This window comes from Tabrizicola sp. (genome assembly GCF_036781545.1).
GTDB lineage: Bacteria > Pseudomonadota > Alphaproteobacteria > Rhodobacterales > Rhodobacteraceae > Tabrizicola.
Window position 1 is genome coordinate 1 of record NZ_DAIQAT010000060.1, and the last position, 18,799, is coordinate 18,799.

General features: G+C 68.4%; 19 protein-coding genes. 14 read left to right on the forward strand and 5 right to left on the reverse strand.

Going from position 1 to position 18,799, the window contains the following annotated elements:
• The 4 genes from V7Q39_RS10930 to V7Q39_RS10945 all read left to right on the forward strand — a co-directional run.
• Positions 1–512, forward strand: a 512-nt coding sequence (locus V7Q39_RS10930; protein WP_333816602.1) for a transporter substrate-binding domain-containing protein, incomplete at its 5' end; no start/stop codon positions are given.
• 34 nt (positions 513–546) lie between these two features.
• Complete coding sequence (locus tag V7Q39_RS10935; protein WP_333816603.1) at positions 547–1,341, forward strand: amino acid ABC transporter permease; 795 nt, start codon at positions 547–549, stop codon at positions 1,339–1,341.
• Positions 1,342–1,513: 172 nt separating this feature from the next.
• Positions 1,514–3,523 (forward strand): M3 family metallopeptidase, encoded by a 2,010-nt coding sequence (locus tag V7Q39_RS10940; RefSeq protein ID WP_333816604.1) that lies wholly within the window; start codon positions 1,514–1,516, stop codon positions 3,521–3,523.
• A gap of 16 nt (positions 3,524–3,539) precedes the next feature.
• Positions 3,540–4,010, forward strand: coding sequence for an MgtC/SapB family protein (locus V7Q39_RS10945; RefSeq protein WP_333816605.1), 471 nt, complete (start codon positions 3,540–3,542; stop codon positions 4,008–4,010).
• On the opposite strand, the gene V7Q39_RS10950 is transcribed toward V7Q39_RS10945, so the two are convergent.
• A complete protein-coding gene (locus V7Q39_RS10950; protein ID WP_333816606.1) occupies positions 4,007–4,963 on the reverse strand; it encodes a GlxA family transcriptional regulator in 957 nt (318 codons plus the stop codon). The genes V7Q39_RS10945 and V7Q39_RS10950 overlap by 4 nt on opposite strands.
• 73 nt (positions 4,964–5,036) lie before the next feature.
• Between V7Q39_RS10950 and V7Q39_RS10955 the strand changes: the two genes are divergently transcribed.
• From V7Q39_RS10955 to V7Q39_RS10995, 9 genes are all read left to right on the forward strand, one after another.
• Positions 5,037–5,951: a 3-keto-5-aminohexanoate cleavage protein gene (locus tag V7Q39_RS10955; protein WP_333816607.1), complete on the forward strand. Its 915-nt coding sequence runs from the start codon at positions 5,037–5,039 to the stop codon at positions 5,949–5,951.
• Positions 5,948–6,283 carry a hypothetical protein gene (locus V7Q39_RS10960; protein WP_333816608.1) on the forward strand — a complete coding sequence of 112 codons (336 nt, stop codon included), beginning with the start codon at positions 5,948–5,950 and terminating at the stop codon, positions 6,281–6,283. Before V7Q39_RS10955 ends, V7Q39_RS10960 begins: the two co-directional genes overlap by 4 nt.
• A 10-nt stretch (positions 6,284–6,293) precedes the next feature.
• The gene (locus V7Q39_RS10965) at positions 6,294–7,760 is read left to right on the forward strand and encodes a carnitine 3-dehydrogenase (protein WP_333816609.1); all 1,467 of its coding nucleotides are present in this window, start codon (positions 6,294–6,296) and stop codon (positions 7,758–7,760) included.
• 4 nt (positions 7,761–7,764) lie between these two features.
• Positions 7,765–8,928 carry an acyl-CoA dehydrogenase family protein gene (locus V7Q39_RS10970; protein WP_333816610.1) on the forward strand — a complete coding sequence of 388 codons (1,164 nt, stop codon included), beginning with the start codon at positions 7,765–7,767 and terminating at the stop codon, positions 8,926–8,928.
• A complete protein-coding gene (locus V7Q39_RS10975; protein ID WP_333816611.1) occupies positions 8,928–9,212 on the forward strand; it encodes a SelT/SelW/SelH family protein in 285 nt (94 codons plus the stop codon). Before V7Q39_RS10970 ends, V7Q39_RS10975 begins: the two co-directional genes overlap by 1 nt.
• 280 nt (positions 9,213–9,492) lie before the next feature.
• A complete protein-coding gene (locus V7Q39_RS10980; protein ID WP_333816612.1) occupies positions 9,493–11,484 on the forward strand; it encodes an acetate--CoA ligase family protein in 1,992 nt (663 codons plus the stop codon).
• A complete protein-coding gene (locus V7Q39_RS10985) occupies positions 11,484–12,284 on the forward strand; it encodes a carnitinyl-CoA dehydratase (RefSeq protein WP_333816613.1) in 801 nt (266 codons plus the stop codon). Before V7Q39_RS10980 ends, V7Q39_RS10985 begins: the two co-directional genes overlap by 1 nt.
• On the forward strand, positions 12,281–12,724 hold the full coding sequence (locus V7Q39_RS10990; RefSeq protein WP_333816614.1) for a DUF1810 domain-containing protein: 444 nt from the start codon (positions 12,281–12,283) through the stop codon (positions 12,722–12,724). The genes V7Q39_RS10985 and V7Q39_RS10990 overlap by 4 nt, the downstream gene beginning before the upstream one ends.
• A 101-nt stretch (positions 12,725–12,825) precedes the next feature.
• The gene (locus V7Q39_RS10995) at positions 12,826–14,199 is read left to right on the forward strand and encodes an amidase (RefSeq protein WP_333816615.1); all 1,374 of its coding nucleotides are present in this window, start codon (positions 12,826–12,828) and stop codon (positions 14,197–14,199) included.
• 302 nt (positions 14,200–14,501) lie between these two features.
• Here V7Q39_RS10995 and V7Q39_RS11000 read toward each other — a convergent pair whose 3' ends face one another.
• The 4 genes from V7Q39_RS11000 to V7Q39_RS11015 all read right to left on the reverse strand — a co-directional run bounded on the left by V7Q39_RS11000 (position 14,502) and on the right by V7Q39_RS11015 (position 18,348).
• Entirely contained in the window at positions 14,502–15,554 is a 1,053-nt protein-coding gene (locus V7Q39_RS11000) for a HesA/MoeB/ThiF family protein (protein WP_333816616.1), read from the reverse strand.
• Complete coding sequence (dut, locus tag V7Q39_RS11005) at positions 15,551–16,030, reverse strand: dUTP diphosphatase (RefSeq protein WP_333816620.1); 480 nt, start codon at positions 16,028–16,030, stop codon at positions 15,551–15,553. The genes V7Q39_RS11000 and dut overlap by 4 nt, the downstream gene beginning before the upstream one ends.
• A 55-nt stretch (positions 16,031–16,085) precedes the next feature.
• Positions 16,086–17,282: a bifunctional phosphopantothenoylcysteine decarboxylase/phosphopantothenate--cysteine ligase CoaBC gene (gene coaBC, locus V7Q39_RS11010; protein ID WP_333816617.1), complete on the reverse strand. Its 1,197-nt coding sequence runs from the start codon at positions 17,280–17,282 to the stop codon at positions 16,086–16,088.
• 187 nt (positions 17,283–17,469) lie between these two features.
• Complete coding sequence (locus tag V7Q39_RS11015) at positions 17,470–18,348, reverse strand: RNA polymerase factor sigma-32 (protein WP_333816618.1); 879 nt, start codon at positions 18,346–18,348, stop codon at positions 17,470–17,472.
• 51 nt (positions 18,349–18,399) lie between these two features.
• On the opposite strand from V7Q39_RS11015, the gene V7Q39_RS11020 reads away from it, so the two are divergent.
• Positions 18,400–18,799 (forward strand): bifunctional adenosylcobinamide kinase/adenosylcobinamide-phosphate guanylyltransferase (locus V7Q39_RS11020; protein WP_333816619.1); only part of this gene is annotated, 400 nt, incomplete at its 3' end.

Sequence of the window (18,799 nt, forward strand, 5' to 3'; positions counted from 1 at the left end):
GCATGACCGGGATCACCATCAAGGACGAGCGCAAGGAGAAGGTCGATTTCTCCGATCCCTACATGCGGTCGGAAATGCTGATGATCGTCCGCGGGGACGAAAGCCGCTTCACCGATGCGAAATCCTTCGCGGCGATCCCGGAGCTTCTGGTCAGCGCCCAGCCGGGCACTTCGCCCTTCTATGCCGCGATCTACGAAATCCTCGACGGCAACGAGGAAAACCCGAGGGTGATCAAGTTCGAGACCTTCGGCGCGGGGCTGGAGGCGCTGAAGGCCGGGGACGTGGACCTGACGCTGTCGGATTCGACGGCGGCGAACGGCTATGTCGCGGCCTCGAACGGCGCTCTGAAGATCATCGGCGAGCCGCTGGCGTCCGAGGATTTCGGCTTCATCTTCCCGAAAGGGTCTGACCTGGTGGCCCCGGTCAATGCGGCCATCGCCAGCATGAAGACCGACGGTACGCTGGACGCGCTGAACCAGAAATGGTTCGTCGACTACAAGATGGGCGAGTGAAAGGCGGCCCCCGGGTCACGCCGGGGGCACCCTGATGACCCCCAACGCCGAACCCGAAAAGGACTTTCCCTGGTGGCTGGTGATCCTTGCGGTCACCGGCCTCTGGCTTTTGTACGAGATGCTGTCGGACGAGGTCTACAAGGGCGCGCTGAGGGTGCTGTCCAAGGGGCTGGTGGTCACGCTGGCGGTGGCGGTGGTCGCCTATCTGGGGGCCTGCGCCATCGGTCTGGGGCTGGCGGTGATGGGCATGTCGAAGCACATCCTGTTGCGCCAGGCGGCACGGCTTTACATCGAGGTGATGCGGGGGATCCCGATCATCGTCCTCCTGCTCTATGTGGCCTTCGTGCTGGTGCCGGGCGTGGTTGCGGCGCTGAACTGGCTGGCGGGCACCGATCTGCTGCGCACCCGTGACGTGCCGCTGCTGTACCGGGCGGTGCTGGCGCTGATGCTGGCCTATTCCGCCTTCCTGGCCGAGATATTCCGCGCGGGCCTTCAGGCGGTGGACAAGGGCCAGATCGAGGCGGCGATGGCCTTGGGCCTGAATGGCTGGCAAAGATTCCGCCATGTTCGATTTCCTCAAGCCTTTCGGCTGATCCTGCCGCCTTTGGGCAATGATTTTGTAGCAATGGTGAAAGACTCCAGCCTTGTCGCCGTGCTGGGGATTTCCGATGTCGCGCAACTGGCCAAGGTCACGGCGGCGGGAAACTTCCGCTATTTCGAGACCTATAACGTCGCAGCCTTCCTGTATCTGGTGATGACCATCGGCCTGTCGCTGCTGCTGCGCCGGTTCGAGGCACGGATGCGCTCGCGCGGGCGGGACGCCCCGTAAACGGAGCGCTGACGCGCGAAGACTCTTCCTCTCGTCGTCGGCCTTCGCCTCCTCCTCGGCGCCGGGGGCGCTTCGCCCCCCCAAACCCCCGAGGATATTTGGGCAAATGTGAAAGGCCGTGGGTGGACCTTGGCAGGGCCGGAGCCTAGCTTCGCGACAAAGGAGACCTGCGATGAACGTGCTTCTGGAGAAATGGGATACCCCCTTCGGCCTGCCGCCCTTTGCCGCCATCCGGGATGAGGATTTCGGCCCGGCCTTCGACGAGGCGCTGGCGCGCGCGCGGGCGGCGATTACAGCCATTGCCGAGGGACCCGGCACCTCCTTCGCCGAGGTGATCGAGGCGCTGGAACTGGCCGAGGGCGATCTCGACCGGGTGTCGGGGGTGTTCTACAACCTCGCGGGCGCCGATAGCACCGATGCGCGCGAGGCGCTGATGCGGGACCTTGCGCCGAAGATGTCGGCCTTTTCCAGCGAGGTCACCAACAACAAGGTGCTGTGGGCGAAGATCGAGGCCCTGTGGCAGGCACGCGAAAGCCTGGGCCTGACCCCGGAACAGGCTCGGGTGCTGGAGCTTTACCGGCAGATGTTCGTCCGGTCCGGCGCGGCGCTGGAGGGGGCCAAGGCGGAGCGGCTGACGGCGGTGAAAGCGCGGCTGGCGGTGCTGGGCACCCAGTTCGGGCAGAACCTCCTGGCCGACGAGCGGTCGTGGGTCATGGAACTGTCCGAGGCCGATCTGGCGGCGCTTCCGGGCTTCGTGCAGGATGCCGCGAAGGCTGCGGGGGCAGAGAAGGGCACCGGACCGGTCGTCACGCTGAACCGCAGCCTGATCGTCCCCTTCCTGCAATTCTCGCCGAACCGCACCTTGCGCGAAAAGGCCTATGAGGCCTGGGTCGCGCGCGGGGCCAATGGCGGCGCGACCGACAACCGGGCGATTGCGGCGGAAATCCTCGCCCTGCGGTCGGAACGCGCGCATCTCCTGGGCTACAGGGACTTTGCCGCCTTCAAGCTGGAACCGGAAATGGCGAAGACGCCGGACGCGGTGCGCGACCTTCTGATGCAGGTCTGGCAACCGGCGCGGGCCAAGGCGCTGGCGGACGGGGCCGTGCTGGAGGCGATGCTGAAGGCCGACGGCTACCCCGGCCCGCTGGAGCCCTGGGACTGGCGCTACTATTCCGAGAAGCGGCGCAAGGCAGAGCATGACCTGGACGAGGCGGCGCTGAAGCCCTACCTCTCGCTCGACGCCATGCTGGGCGCGATGTTCGGCTGCGCCACACGTCTCTTCGGGCTGGAGTTCCGCGAGATCGACGGCCCCTTCTACCACCCCGACGTCCGGGGCTGGGAGGTGACGCGGAACGGCGCCCATGTCGCGGTCTTTCTCGGCGACTATTTCGCGCGCGGCTCGAAACGCTCGGGCGCCTGGTGTTCGGCCATCCGCTCGCAGCGCAAGCTGGGCGGCGACCAGCGGCCCGTGGTCGTCAACGTCTGCAACTTCGCCAAGGGCGATCCCTGCCTCCTTTCCTATGACGATGCGCGCACGCTGTTCCACGAATTCGGCCATGCGCTGCACCAGATGCTGTCGGACGTGACCTACGGCTTCATCAGCGGCACCTCGGTGGCGCGCGATTTCGTGGAACTGCCCAGCCAGCTTTACGAACACTGGCTGGAGGTGCCGCAGGTGCTGGAAGCCCATGCGAATCATTTCCAGACCGGAGAGCCAATGCCACCGGACATGCTGCAGCGGCTTCTGGACGCCGGAACCTACGACCAGGGCTTTGCCACCGTGGAATTCGTGTCGAGCGCGATGGTCGACCTTGAATTCCACACCGGCGCCCCGCCCGCGGACCCGATGCAGAAACAGGCCGAGGTGCTGGAATCCCTGGGGATGCCCCGCTCCATCAGGATGCGCCACGCCACGCCGCATTTCGCCCATGTCTTCTCGGGCGATGGGTATTCGGCGGGGTACTACAGCTATATGTGGTCGGAAGTGATGGACGCCGACGCCTTCGCGGCCTTCGAAGAGACAGGCGATCCGTTCGACCCGGCGACGGCGGCGCGGCTGGAGCGGTTCATCCTGTCCGCAGGCGGGTCCGAGGATGCCGAGGCGCTGTATCTGAAGTTCCGCGGCCGGATGCCCGGCGTGGAACCGCTGCTGAAGGGCCGGGGTTTGCTGGAACCGGCGTAATCCTGCGGAGGCGCGAGTGGACCTTTTCGAGACCTGGAATTCCAGCGAGGCGCTGTCGCATCTGATCTATCTGGTGGTCGCCTATCTGCTGGCGCTGCCCATCGGCTGGAACCGCGAGCGGGAGGAGCGGAGCGCGGGCCTGCGGACTTTCCCCCTGGTGTCGATGGCCGCCTGCGGCTTCGTGATGATCGCGATCGAAGTGGTCGGCCGCGAAAATCCCGAGGCGCAGGCGCGGATCATGGAGGGCCTGATCACCGGCATGGGCTTCATCGGCGGCGGCGCGATCCTGAAACAGGGCAATCGGGCAAAGGGCACTGCCACGGCCGCAAGCCTGTGGGGAACCGGCGCCGTCGGCGTGGCCGTGGGCTATGGCCAGTTGGACATCGCGGTGATCCTCAGTCTCGTCACGGTGCTCACGCTGATCGCGATGACGCCCCTGCGCCGGGTGGTGCAGGAGCACACCGACCTCGACGAAGACGACGTCTAGCGCAACGAACCCGGCGGCTGGCCGAAGCGGGCGCGGAAGGCGCGGGACAGGGTCGAGGGGCTGGAAAAGCCGGTGCGCAGCGCGACCTCGGCCAGCGGGTGGCGGGTATCGGTCAGCATCCGCCGGGCGGCGGCGAGGCGCAGGTCCAGCGCATGGGCGGCGGGCGTGGTTCCCAGCGCACTGCGAAACAGGGTTTCCAGGCGGCGGGGGGAAAGGCCGACAGCCTTCGCCGTGGCGGCAGCGGGTTCGGGGGCGTCGATCCGCGCCTCCATCCGGGCCAGCGCCTGCGCCACGCGGGGGTCGAGCGTCGGGTCTCGCGCCTCGGCGATCTGCGGCTCGTGGCCCTTGCGGACGGTGGCGAGGAAGCTGGAGGCCACCTGCCGGGCCAAGGCCGCGCCATGCCGGGCGCGGATCAGGTGCAGCATGAAATCCGCGGCGGGGGCGGCACCCGAGATGGTCGCGCGGTTGCGGTCGATCACGAAGCGGTCAGGCACGACGTCGATATGAGGGTGCGCGGCGGCGAGGTCTTCCAGGTCCTCCCAGTGGACGGTGGCGCGATAGCCGTCCAGCAGGCCAGCCCGCGCGAGCACCCAGGGCGCGGCGTCGATGCCGCCCACAAGCTTGAAGCGCGGCGCGATGCGGCGCAGATCATGGATCAGCGGCCGGGTGGCGACATCGGCCAGCCGGTACCCCGCCGCGACGATCAGCGCCTCTGCGCCCACGGCATGGGCGATCGGGCCGGAGGACGGCAGCTCGATGCCGCAGGTCAGCGGAACAGGGGCGCCGTCGGGGGAAACCACGCGCCAGCGGTAGGCCTCGTGCCCCAGCTGACGGTTGGCGTTGCGCAACGGATCGAGCGCGGAGGCGACTTCCAGGATGGAAGCCTGCGGCAAGACCAGAAGCGCAATGGTCAGTGGGTCGCGCGCGGGTTGGAAGATGGCATTTTCCGTCATGCGAATTTCGTAATCTGCAAAGCGCAGGCTGGCAAGCGGGCTATGGTGGGGATCGAAACCGGGGAGGAAACCCATGCCGCTGAACATGAACAAGGAAGTCTTCATCACCTGCGCCGTCACCGGCTCGGGCGGCACGCAGGACCGCTCGCCGCATGTGCCGCGCTCCCCGAAGCAGATCGCCGAAAGCGCCATCGCGGCGGCCAAGGCGGGGGCGGCGGTGGTGCATTGCCACGTCCGCGACCCCGAAACCGGCAAGCCCAGCCGCAAGCTGGAATACTACCGCGAAGTCACCGACCGCATCCGCGACAGCGATACCGACGTGGTGCTGAACCTGACCGCCGGGATGGGCGGCGATATGATGTTCGACGGCACCGAGGCGATGGACCGGATGGCCGACCATTCCGACATGTGCGGCGCAGCGGATCGCGTGGCGCATATCATCGAATGTCGGCCGGAGATCTGCACGCTCGACTGCGGCACGATGAACTTCAACGAAGCCGATTATGTGATGGTCAACACCCCCGGCATGCTGCGCGACATGGGCCGCCGGATGACGGCGGCGGGGGTCCGGATCGAGATCGAGGCCTTCGACACCGGCCACCTGTGGCTGGCGAAGGAGCTGGTGAAGGAAGGCGTGATCCCGGAACCTGTGCTGGTGCAACTGTGCATGGGCGTGCCGTGGGGCGCGCCGGATGACCTGAACACCTTCATGGCGATGGTGAACAACGTCCCCGCCGGCTGGCATTTCTCGGCCTTCGGGCTGGGGCGAAACGAGATGGCCTATGTCGCGGCGGCAACGCTGGCGGGCGGCAACGTGCGGGTCGGGCTGGAGGACAACCTCTGGCTGGAGAAAGGCGTCCTCGCGACCAACGCCCAACTGGTGGAACGCGCCACGACCATCATCGAGAACATGGGCGCTCGGGTGATCACCCCGGCCGAGGTGCGCGCGAGGCTGAAGCTGGAGAAGCGGGCGCCGGTGGCGAAGTGAGCACGATGCGGCGGTTGGGCTGGCTCTTCCCGGTCTTGTTGCTGGCATCCTGTGTCGAAGAGCCGCCAACCGGCCCCGGCGGCAAGCCGCTGAGCAAGGCCGAACGAACCGAATGTCTGATGAAGGGCGGCACGGTCGGTCGCGGAGGCCTTCTGCCGGACGAGGTCTGCTTCCTGCCGGAACCGGACGCAGGCAAGGCCTGCACGAAGAAGACCGACTGCGCGGGCCTGTGTCTGGCGGACACGCGAACCTGCTCTCCGGTCACGCCGATGTTCGGCTGCTTCGAATTCTTGGACGAGACCGGCCGGAAGGTCGGCATCTGCATTGATTGAGGGGAAGATCATGGCACGGAAAGCAGCAATCATCGGCGGGGGCGTCATCGGCGGTGGCTGGGCCGCGCGGTTCCTTCTCAACGGCTGGGACGTGGGCGTCTTCGACCCCGATCCGCAGGCGGAACGCAAGATCGCCGAGGTGATGGCGAACGCCCGCGCCGCTCTGCCCGCGCTCAGCGACGTGCCGATGCCGATAGAGGGCAAACTCACCTTCCACGGCACCATCGGCGAGGCGGTCGAGGGCGCGGAATATGTGCAGGAATCGGTCAGCGAGCGGATCGAACTGAAGCACAAGGTCTATGCCCAGCTGCAGCAGGCCAATCCCGGCGTGCTGATCGGCTCCTCCACTTCGGGCTTCAAGGCCTCCGACCTGCAGAAGGGCTCGCCCGCGCCGGAAAACATCATCGTCGCGCATCCGTTCAACCCGGTCTATCTGCTGCCCCTGTCCGAGGTCTCCGGCTCCCCGGCCAACCCGCCCGCCGTGGTTGAAAAGACCGTCCAGATCATGAAGGACATCGGGATGTTCCCGCTGGTGATCCGGCATGAGATCGACGCCTTCATCGGCAACCGCTTCCTGGAAGCCGTGTGGCGCGAGGCGCTCTGGATGCTGAAGGACGGCATCGCCACGACCGAGGAGATCGACGAGGCGATCCGCATGGGCTTCGGCCTGCGCTGGGGGCAGATGGGCCTCTTCGAGACCTACCGCATCGCGGGCGGCGAAGCCGGGATGCGGCATTTCATGGCCCAGTTCGGCCCGGCGCTGAAATGGCCCTGGACCAAGCTGATGGACGTGCCCGAGTTCAACGAAGAGCTGGTCGATCTGGTCGCCAGCCAGTCCGACGCACAGTCCGGCCAGTATGGCATCCGCGAGCTGGAGCGTATCCGCGACCAGAACCTCGTCGGCTTCCTGCGCGCCTTGAAAGAGAGGAACTGGGGCGCGGGCAAGGTGCTGCGCGAGCATGACGCGCGCCGCGCGGCCGCCTTCCACGCGACGCTCGACACCGGCCCGAAGGCGGCGCCCCTGGTCATGGCGCAGATGCAGGTGCTGCCCGGCTGGATCGACTACAACGGCCATATGACCGAAAGCCGCTATCTCTTCGCCTGTTCGGAAACCGTCGACAACTTCCTGCGCCTGATCGGGGCGGGAATGGACTATGTGGCTGCGGGCCATTCCTTCTACACCGCCGAGACGCACATCCGCCACCTGGGCGAGGCGAAGCTCGGGGATCGCCTGACGGGCACGATCCAGATCCTTTCCGCCGACGAGAAGCGCTTCCGCAGCTTCGTCCGCATCCTGCGGGGCGATGATTGCGTGGCGACGGTCGAGCAGCTCTGCCTGCATGTCGACATGAAGGCGGGCAAGACCATCCCCGCCGCGCCTGAGGTCTGGGCGAAGCTGAAGGCGATTGCCGAGGCCCAGGCCGGCCTGCCCCTGCCGGACGGCGTAGGCCGTGCGGTCGGCCAGAAGAAGGAATGAGGCGATGGATTTCGGACTGACCGAAGAACAGGCGATGATCGTCGAGACGACCCGCGCCTTCGTCGAAACCGAGCTTTACCCGCATGAGCAGATGGTGGAACGCACCGGCCACCTGCCCCTGGAGCTGATCCGGGAAATCCAGAAAAAGGCCATGGCCGCGGGGCTTTACGCCGCCAACATGCCGGTGGAACTGGGCGGCGCGGGGCTCGATACCCTGTCCTGGCTTCTCTATGAGAAAGAACTGGGCCGGGCGAACTATGCCCTGCACTGGACCACCGTGGCGCGGCCCTCGAACATCCTCCTGGCCGGAAACGCCGACCAGCGCGAACGCTACCTGATGCCCTGCATAAGGGGCGAGACCTGGGATTGCCTGGCGATGACCGAACCCGGCGCCGGGTCCGACCTGCGCGGCATGAAGGCCAGCGCCCGGCAGGACGGCACCGACTGGGTGCTGAACGGCACCAAGCACTTCATCAGCCACGCCGACCTCGCCGGTTTTGCGATCTGCTTCATGGCCTCCGGCGAGGAACAGACCCCGCGCGGCCCGAAGAAGCTGATCACCGCCTTCTTCGTCGACAAGGGCACGCCGGGCTTCACGGTGCGCGAAGGCTATCGCAACGTTTCCCACCGCGGCTACACCAATGCGGTGCTGGAATTCGACGATTGCCGCGTCCCCGCCGCGAACGTGCTGGGCGAGGTCCACAAGGGCTTTGAGGTGGCGAATTCCTGGCTGGGCGCGACCCGGCTGCAAGTCGCCTCCACCTGTCTCGGCCGGGCCGAACGCGCGCTTGGCCATGCGATCCAGTATGCCGCCGAGCGCAAGCAGTTCGGCCAGCAGATCGGCAAGTTCCAGGGAATCAGCTTCAAGCTCGCGGACATGGCGATGGAACTGAAGGCGGCGGAGCTTCTCACCCGCGAAGCCGCCTGGAAATACGACCAAGGCACCGTCACCGAAGCCGACATGTCGATGGCCAAGCTGAAGGCGACCGAGGTGCTGGCGCATGTCGCCGACGAGGCGATCCAGATCCACGGCGGCATGGGGCTGATGGACGAGCTGCCCTTGGAACGCATCTGGCGCGACAGCCGGGTGGAGCGGATCTGGGAAGGCACCAGCGAGATCCAGCGCCACATCATCAGCCGCGAGCTCTTGCGCGCGGTCGGCGGCTGATGCGCCCCGCCGTCAGCATCACCTATTGCACCCAGTGCAACTGGCTGCTGCGCGCCGCTTGGTTGGCGCAGGAACTGCTGTCGAGCTTCGGCGAGGACCTCGCCTCGGTCACGCTGGTGCCGGGGACCGGCGGGGTGTTCCTGATCACGGCGGACGGGGTGCAGCTCTGGGAACGCAAGGCCGACGGCGGCTTCCCCGAGGCGAAGGTCCTGAAGCAACGCCTGCGCGACCATGCCTGGCCGGACCGGGACCTGGGCCACGCGGACCGCAAGCCGCCGGAGTGAATCACCTTGGGCCAGCCGCCGGGGGCGCTTCGCCCCCCGGACCCCCAGAGGATATTTAGGGACAGAAAATGCAGGCTTTCTTCGTCTTTGGTAACCGCGCGTTAAGGTTAATCGGCGATTCTGCCCGAGCGGTACAGGCGGGGACGCCGATGACCGTGACGGGAAATGGCACCTCGCTTCGGTCTCCGGGGCGGGGTGTTCCGATTTTCTGTCCACAAGTATCCTCGGGGGTCCGGGGGTGGAAAACCCCCGGGGCCGATGCAGCATCGGGAGGCCGCGCATGAGCCGCCTCGACCGCCTGCTTCGCCCGCGCCACATCGCCGTTCTGGGCGCGGCATGGGCGCTGAACGTCATCGAACAATGCCGCAAGATGGGTTTCGACGGCCCGGTCTGGCCGGTGCATCCGACCAAGGCCGAGATCGGGGGCCTGAAGGCCTATGCCAGCCTCGCCGACCTGCCGGAGCCGCCGGATGCCACCTTCGTCGGTGTCAACCGCTTCGCGACGCTTGACGTGGTGGCAGAGCTCAGCGCGATGGGTGCGGGAGGAGCGATCTGCTTCGCCTCCGGCTGGACCGAGGCCGGCGAGCCGGATCTGCAGGACAAACTGGTCGCGGCGGCGGGAGACATGCCGATCCTCGGCCCCAACTGCTACGGCGTGATCAACTATCTCGACGGCGCGCTCCTCTGGCCCGACCAGCATGGCGGCATCCGGGTGGAGAAAGGGGTGGCGCTGGTCAGCCAGTCCTCGAACATCGTGATCAACCTCGGGATGCAGCAGCGCGGCCTGCCGGTGGCCTATGTCGCCTGCCTCGGCAATGCCGCCGTGGTGGGGCTGGCCGAACTGACCGGGGCTCTGCTGGACGATCCGCGGGTGACGGCGGTGGGTCTCTACATCGAGGGGATCGACGACGCCCCCGCCTTCGCCGCCCTGGCCGAAAAGGCGCGGGCGATGGGCAAGGGCGTCGTCGCCATCAAGTCCGGCAAGACCGAGCTCAGCCGCACCGCCGCCGCCAGCCACACCGCCTCGCTGGCCGGAGGCGGCGCCGCCTCCAGCTCCTTCCTGCGCCAGATCGGCGTGGCCGAGGTAAACACGCCCAGCGAGCTGATCGAGACGCTGAAGATCTTCCACACCCACGGCCCGCAGATCGGCACCCGCATCTGCTCGCTTTCCTGCTCGGGGGGTGAGGCAGGGCTGGTCGCCGACCTCGCCGCGCCGTTCGGGATCGACTTCCCCCCCGTCCCGCAAGCCACCCACGACCGGCTGTTTGCCGTGCTGAGGGAAATCCCCACGATCTCCAACCCGCTGGACTACCACACTTTCATCTGGGGCGACGGGCCGAAGACGACCGAGGTCTTCACCGCCATGCTCGAGGCCTATGACGCCGGTCTCTACATCATCGACACCCCGCGCACCGACCGCTGCCGCGACGACTGGTACCAGCCCGCGGTCGACGCCATCGTCGCGGCGCAGCAGGCCGCCCGCAAGCCCGCCTTTCCGGTCGCTTCGATGGCCGAGAACTTCGGCGAGGGCCGGGTGCAGGCGATGATGGCGGAGGGCGTCTGCGCGCTTCTCGGGATCGAGACGGCACTGGCAGCGGTGAAGGCGGCACAGACCCCGCCCGGCATCCCCGGCTGGCGCCCCGCCCCGGCGCTTCCCCCGCGCGAAACGCGGATGCTGTCCGAGGCGGAGGGCAAGGCGCTCCTGGCCGAAGCCGGGGTCCCGGTGCCGAAGGCAGTAACAGGGGAAACCCTGGCCGAGGTGGCGCGTGACGCTGCGGGTTTGCACCCACCCTACGCCTTGAAGGGCCTCGGCTTCGCGCACAAGACCGAGGCGGGCGCGGTGCGGCTGGGGCTGGCCTCGCTGGAGGGCCAGGCGGAGATGCCCGGCGCCACCGGCTATCTGGTCGAGGAGATGGTGACGGGAACCGTCGGCGAAGTGCTTCTCGGCCTGCGCCGCGACCCGGTCTATGGCGTGACGCTGACGCTCGGGATGGGCGGGGTCACGGCCGAGGTGCTGGCCGACACGGTGACGCTGGTCCTGCCGGTGACGACAGCACAGGTTCTGGACGCCGCCAGGAGCCTCCGCCTCTGGCCTCTCCTAGACGGCTACCGCGGGCGCCCGAAGGCCGACATGCAGGCAGTGGCCGACATCGCGGTTCGTATTGGCCAGCTGATGCTTGCCGACGACAGCCTCGACGAAATCGAAATCAACCCCGTCCTCGTGCGCACCCAGGGTGCCGTGGCGGTCGATGCCCTGATCAGGAGGATATGATGGCAATGGAAATGCGGACCGAAGGCCCGGTCAAGACCCGCCGCGAGGGCGCGATCCTCGAAGTCACGCTCGACGCCCCCAAGGCCAACGCCATCAGCCTGAAGACCAGCCGCGTCATGGGCCTCGTCTTCCGCGACTTCCGCGACGACGAGACGCTCCGCGTCTGCATCCTCCGCGCCGCGGGCGAGAAATTCTTCTGCCCCGGCTGGGACCTGAAGGCCGCTGCCGAGGGCGATGCCGTGGACGGCGACTATGGCGTCGGCGGCTTCGGGGGCCTGCAGGAACTGCCGAACCTCAACAAGCCGGTGATCGCCGCCGTCCAGGGCATCTGCTGCGGCGGCGGGCTGGAACTGGCGCTTTCCGCCGACCTGATCCTCTGCTCCACCAATGCCACCTTCGCGCTGCCCGAAATCCGTTCCGGCACCGTGGCCGATGCCGCCTCGATCAAGCTGCCGAAACGCATCCCCTACCATGTCGCGATGGACCTTCTCCTGACGGGCCGTTGGTTCGACGCCGACGAGGCCTTCCGCTGGGGCCTGGTCAAGGAGGTCTGCGCGCCGGAAGAGCTTCTCGCCAAGGCCTGGGACCTCGCCCGCCTCCTCGAATCCGGCCCGCCGCTGGTCTATGCCGCGATCAAGGAAGTCGTGCGCGAGGCCGAGAACATGCGCTTCCAGGACGCGCTGAACCGCGTCTCGAAGCGCCTCTTGCCGACGGTGGACAAGCTCTATTCCAGCGAGGACCAACTGGAAGGCGCCCGCGCCTTCGCCGAAAAGCGCGATCCGGTCTGGAAGGGGCGGTGACGGACCTCGCGCGGTTCCACGCCGTCGAAGCCGCGATTCATCTGCGGGCACTGGAAGAGATCGAACGGGGCCGCAAGGACAGCCACTGGATGTGGTTCGTCTTCCCGCAACTGCGCGGCCTCGGGCGCTCGCCCACCGCGCTGCACTACGGGCTGGACCCGGAAGAGGCCGCGCCCTTCCTCGCCGACCCGATCCTCGGCCCGCGCCTGGTGCAGATCGCCCATGCGCTGATGATCCATGCCGGGCCGCGCAGCGCAGAAGCCATCTTCGGTCCGGTCGACGCGCTGAAACTGCGCAGCTCCATGACGCTCTTCGCCGCCCAGCCGGGCGCCGATCCCGTCTTCGGCCAGGTGCTGTCGGCGTTCTGCGACGGTCCCTGCCCGCAGACGCTGGTCCTGCTGCAGAAGACGCGGGCGAACCGCGCCGAACCGCGCGGATAGCCTCATCTCAGGATCCGTTCTGCTGGCATCTTGCACCCCGGCGCCATGCCCCTTTCCCGCCGTCCCAATCCGGTCCACCTTCTCCCCAAAAGGAGCCCCCGATGGACCCCGCCACCCTCACCGCCTCTACCCTCGCCGCCCTCATCCGCAGCCGCCAGATCTCGGCCGAGGAGGCAACCCGCGCCACGCTTGCCCGGATCGACCGGCTGAACCCCTCCCTCAACGCCATCGTCCAGCGGATGGATGACCAAGCCCTCGCCGAGGCCCGCACCCTTGACGCCCGGATCGCCGGGGGCGAGGACCCGGGGCCCCTCGCGGGCGTCCCCGTCACGGTCAAGGTCAACATCGACCAGGCGGGCTTCGCCACCACCAACGGCCTGCGCATCCAGCAGGAGCTCATCGCGCAGGAAGACAGCCCGCCCGTCGCCAACCTCCGCCGTGCCGGAGCGATCATCGTCGGCCGCACCAATACGCCTGCCTTCTCCCTCCGCTGGTTCACCCGCAACGCACTCCACGGCGCGACGAAAAACCCCGCCTTCCCGGCCCTCACGCCCGGTGGTTCCTCCGGTGGGGCCGCGTCGGCGGTGGCTGCCGGTCTCGCCCCCCTCGCCCACGGCACCGATATCGCCGGGTCGATCCGCTACCCCGCCTATGCCTGCGGTATCCATGGCCTGCGCCCCGGCCTCGGCGCTGTCCCCGCCTTCAACGCCACCGCAGGCGACCGGCTGATCGGCGGCCAGCTGATGGCCGTCTCCGGTCCCCTCGCCCGCTCTGCCGCCGACTTGCGGCTCGGCCTTGCCGCCTTCTCGCAACCCGACAAGCGCGACCCATGGTGGATCGCCGCCACCGCCGCGCCCTATCGCAAGCGCGCGGCTTTGGCCCTCGCCCCCGACGGCTTGCAGACCGACCCCGCGATCCGCGATGCCCTCACCGCCGCCGCCCGCAAGCTGGAAACCCTCGGCTGGGAGATCGGCGAACCGGCCCTTCCCCCCTTCCGCGAGGCGATGGAGCTGCAACTCACCCTCTGGCTCTCCGAATTCGGCCTGGGCGGGGCCGAGGCCGTCGCCCGCGAAGCCGACCCCGATGCCAGCTTCGTCCACCGCGAACTGACCCGGCTCGCCCCGCCGCCCACGCTGGAAAGCTTCATGCGCGCATTGCAATCCCGCGCCCGCCTCGCCCGGCTCTGGCGCGGCTTCTTCGCCGACTGGCCGGTCCTGCTGACCCCGGTCTCCGCCCGGCTGCCCTTCCCCGACCACTACGATACCAGCTCGCCCGAGGCCTTCGCCGACGTGATCGAGGCCCAGATGCCCCAGATCGCGCCCCCCTTCATGGGTCTCCCCGGCCTGACCGTCACAACGGGCCGCACCCCCAGCCACCCGATCGGCATCCAGGCCCTCGCCGACCGCGGCCGCGAGCACATCCTGCTCGACCTCGCCGACCTCCTCGCGCCCGACATCCCGGCAGTGACCCCGTGACCTGAGCCCCTCCAGACAGTTGCTCCTTTCAAAATACTCCCGCCGGAGGCAGCACCCGCTTTCCCCCGCACACTGACCTCGCATTTCATACCGGCCCAAATATCCCCGCCGGAGGCATCCCACCGCAGGGCAAGGCACAACCGCTCCCTTCTCGCCCCGCCGATGCCAGGCGCCCCCCTCCCCCTCGGTGGGGAGGGGGCGGGGGTGGGGGTCCCCGGCAAACAGCCCTAACCTCCGGTTAATGCCCACAGCCAACCCATTGATTCCAAGACCTCGAAATCCTGCCCACGCGTGGGCAGCCCTCAGCCCTGCCCCCGGCAGATCTCGCAATCCACCCGCCGCTTCACCCCGATCATCCGCGTCTCTCCATAAAGCGCGTCGTGGATCATCAGCCGCCCCGCCAGCCCCTCCCCCGCCCCGGTGATCCATTTCACCGCCTCCATCGCCATCACCCCGCCGATGACCCCCGGCAGCGGCGCCGCCACCCCCGCCTCGGCACAGGTCGGCACCAGCCCCGGCGCCGGCTTCACCGGGAAGACGCAGGCATAGCACGGGGCGCCTTTCGCGGGATGGAACAGGGAAACCTGCCCCTCCCATTGCGTGATCGCCCCGGAAATCAGCGGCACCCCCGCCCCGACGCAGGCCCGGTTGACCAGGTATCGGGTGTCGAAATCGTCGGTCCCGTCCAGCACGAGGTCATACTCCCGGACCAGATCGACCGCGATCTCCGCGGTCAGCCGCCGATGATAGGGCCTGACCTCGATGAACGGGTTCAAGGCCCGCATCGCCACCTCGGCCGAAAAGACCTTCGGCATCCCGATCCGCCCATCGGCATGGATCACCTGCCGCTGCAGGTTCGACCCCTCGACTACGTCGTCGTCGATCACCCCGATCGTGCCCACCCCCGCCGCCGCGAGGTAGAGGAGCACCGGAGAGCCCAGCCCCCCCCCCCCCACCACCAGCACCTGCGCCGCCTTCAGACGCTGCTGCCCCGGCCCCCCGATCTCGCGCAGGAGGATGTGGCGGGCATAGCGATCCAACTCCGCCGGGCTGAAACTGCCCGTCGCCGCGACCGGAACCGGCTCGATCCGGCGCCGTTTCAGCCACCGCACCCCCTCGCCATACAGGATGGCCAGCCCCCCGATCAGCCCGATGGTGATCCAGAGGCGCAGCCAGCCCTCCGCCGCCGCGCCATCCCGTCGCAACCACGACGCGGCCAGACATGCCGCCCAGACCGCCGCCAGCCAGGCATAGGTCTTGGCCCTCGGCCAGTCGCGCTGCCAGCCGACAAGGCCAATCGCGGCAAGACCGGCCAGCCCGAACTGGCTCAACAGGGCGAAAAGCCCTGCACTCACGGCCGCCCCTTCCCGAAGCCGGTCGACCCGAAGCCGCCCGTCCCCCGCGCGGTCTCGTCCAGTGCCTCGACCACCGCGAAGCCCGCCTGCACCACCGGGGCCACCACCGCCTGCGCCACCCGGTCGCCATGGTGGATCGTCCAGGGCTCCGGACCAAGGTTGATCAGCGCCACCCCAAGCGGCCCGCGATAATCCGAATCGATGGTCCCCGGCGTGTTCGGCAGGGTGATCCCGTGCTTCGTGGCCAGCCCGGACCGGGGCCTGACCTGCATCTCGTAGCCGTCCGGGATCGCCACCCGTATCCCGGTCGGACAGACCGCCCGCTGCATCGGCTCCAGCACCAGCCCGGCCTCCCGCTGATCCTCGGGGAAGTTCGCGCACAGGTCCGCCCCCGCCGCCCCCGCGGTCTGATAGGCGGGCAACGGCAGGCTCCGGTCGGCCCAATCCTCCCACAGCACCTGCACCACCGGACCCATGGCCTGCCCTTTCATCTTTGCAAAATATCCTCGCCGAAGGCTCCCAAAGCCTCGATCAGCGCAACGCCTCGGCGATCCGCGCCGCAAGCTTCCGGGCCACCTCGTCCTTGCCCATCCGCGGCCAGGCCTCGGCCCCCGCGTCCGAGATCAGCGTGACCGCATTCTCCGCCCCGCCCATGATCCCCGTCGCCGGGGACACATCATTCGCCACGATCCAGTCGCAGCCCTTGCGCGCCCGCTTCGCCGTGGCATGGGCCACCACATCCGTGGTCTCGGCGGCAAAGCCCACCACCAGCCGGGGGCGCTCTGGCCCCTTGGAAACCGTCGCCAGGATGTCCGGGTTCTCGGCGAAGTCCAGCGCCGGGGCCTTGCCCGAGCCGTCCTTCTTCAGCTTCTGACCGCTGGCATTGGCCACCCGCCAGTCCGCCACCGCCGCCGCCATCACCGCCGCATCGGCAGGCAAGGCCGCCTCGACCGCCGAAGCCATCTCCCGCGCGGTCTCCACCGCCACCACCGTCACCCCCGCGGGCGGCGCCACCGCCGCAGGCCCGGTGACGAAGGTCACCCGTGCCCCCAGATCGCGCAGCGCGGCGGCGAGCGCCGTGCCCTGCGCGCCGGACGAGCGGTTGGCGATATAGCGCACCGGGTCGATGGGCTCATGCGTCGGACCCGAGGTCACAAGGATGTGCCTGCCCGCCAGAGGCCCCCCGCCCAGCGCCGCGCCGATCGCCTCGACGATCTCCAGCGGTTCGGCCATCCGGCCCTCGCCCGCCTCGCCGGTTTCCGCCATCTCGCCGCGACCCGGGCCGACGAACCCTACCCCGTCCGCCAGAAGCTGCGCATGGTTGCGCCGCGTCGCCGCATGGGCCCACATCCGGGGGTTCATCGCCGGCGCCATCAGCACCGGCTTGTCCGTCGCAAGCAGGACCGCACTGGCCAGATCGCCAGCCAGCCCCTGCGCAAGCTTGGCCATCAGGTCGGCCGTCGCCGGTGCCACCACGATCAGGTCGGCCTCGCGCGACAGGCGGATATGACCCACGTCCTGCTCATCCTGCCGGTCGAAGAGATCGGTGAACACATGATCCGCCGTCAGCGCGCCCACCGAAAGGGGCGTGACGAACTGTTGCGCGGCCGCCGTCATCACCGCACGCACCGAAGCCCCGCGCTCGCGCAGCCGCCGGATCAGGTCCAGCGCCTTGTAGGCCGCGATCCCGCCGCCGATGATCAGAAGAATGCGCTTGTCCGCCAGCATCGGCAGGTCCCCCAGACGGCCCGCCTTCAGGTGTAGGGGCCGAAGCGGCCAAACTCAACACCCCGCACCGGCTTTCATACTGGCGCAAATATCCCCGCCGGAGGCGCTTCGGAGCCAGGCGCGACGGCGCGCAGGCGACCTGAAGGCCTTGCGCGCCGTAGCGCGAGACAGGCGCCCCGATCCGCTCTCAGGCCAGGAAATGCCGCAGTTCCTGCGACTGGGTCTCCAGGCTCCGGCGCATCTTCGCGAAGGCCGCGGCCTCAAGCTGGCGGACACGCTCTTTCGACAGGCCCAGCTCCACCCCCAGGCTTTCCAGCGTCCGCCCGCCGTCTTTCAGCTTGCGCTCGGCCACGATGTAGCGCTCGCGCGCGTTCAGGCCCAGCAGCGCCTCTGCCAGCCAGCTGCGCAGCCTTTCGGCATCATGCGCGCCCTCCACCGCCTCGGCGGCCTGCACACTCTCGTCCTCCAGCGCGTCGATCCATTCGCGGCCATCCTCATCGGCCTTCTGCGTGGCGTTCAGCGAATAGTCGGACCCCGAGAGCCGCCCCTCCATCATCTCCACATCGGCGAGCGGAACCCCCAGCTCCTCCGCGACCCGCTGGCGCAGAAGGGTCTGGTCCAGCCCCGCACCGCTATCGGCGGCCTCGCGCTGCAGCCTGGCCTGAACCCGGCGCAGGTTGAAGAACAGCGACTTCTGGCTGGAGGTCGACCCCGTCCGGACCATCGACCAGTTGCGCATCACATAGTCCTGGATCCCGGCCTTGATCCACCAGACCGCATAGGTGGAAAAGCGCACGCCGCGATCCGGGTCGAACTTGTCGGCGGCCTTCATCAGCCCCAGGCTCGCCTCCTGGACCAGGTCATTCATCGGCGCCCCGTAGCGGCGGAAGCGCACGGCCATGCTGATCGCCAGCCGCATATAGGCAGTGATCAGCCGGTGCAGCGCCCGCTCGTCGCGGCAGTCGCGCCAGGCCCGCGCCAGCCGCACCTCGGTCTCGGCATCCAGAAGTTCCGCCTTCATCGCTTGGCGCGAGACGTTCAGGTCGATATATCCGTCCAGTGCCATGACCACCTCCAGATCAGCCCGCGGCGTCTTTCCTTTCTACGAGGCCAATCCGTGACCGGATCACTTCCGCCCCTTACCCTTGTCGTCGGCGGCGCCCGGTCCGGGAAATCCGCCTTTGCCGAGCGGCTGATCACCGCCTCCGCCCGCCCCCGCCGCTACATCGCCACCGCCGAGGCGTGGGACGACGAGATGCGCGACCGCATCGCCCGCCACCTGCGCGACCGCGGCGCCGACTGGGCCACGGTCGAGGCGCCGCTCGCCCTCGCCGCCGCCCTGGCCGACGCCCGTCCCGGAGAGGCGGTCCTCGTCGACTGCGCCACGCTCTGGCTCACCAACCACCTCCTGGCCGACAGCGACCTTGCCGCCGAAACAACGCGGCTCCTCGACGCCCTGGCGGCCAGCCCGGCCCCCGTCGTCATCGTAACCAACGAGACAGGCTGGGGAATTGTTC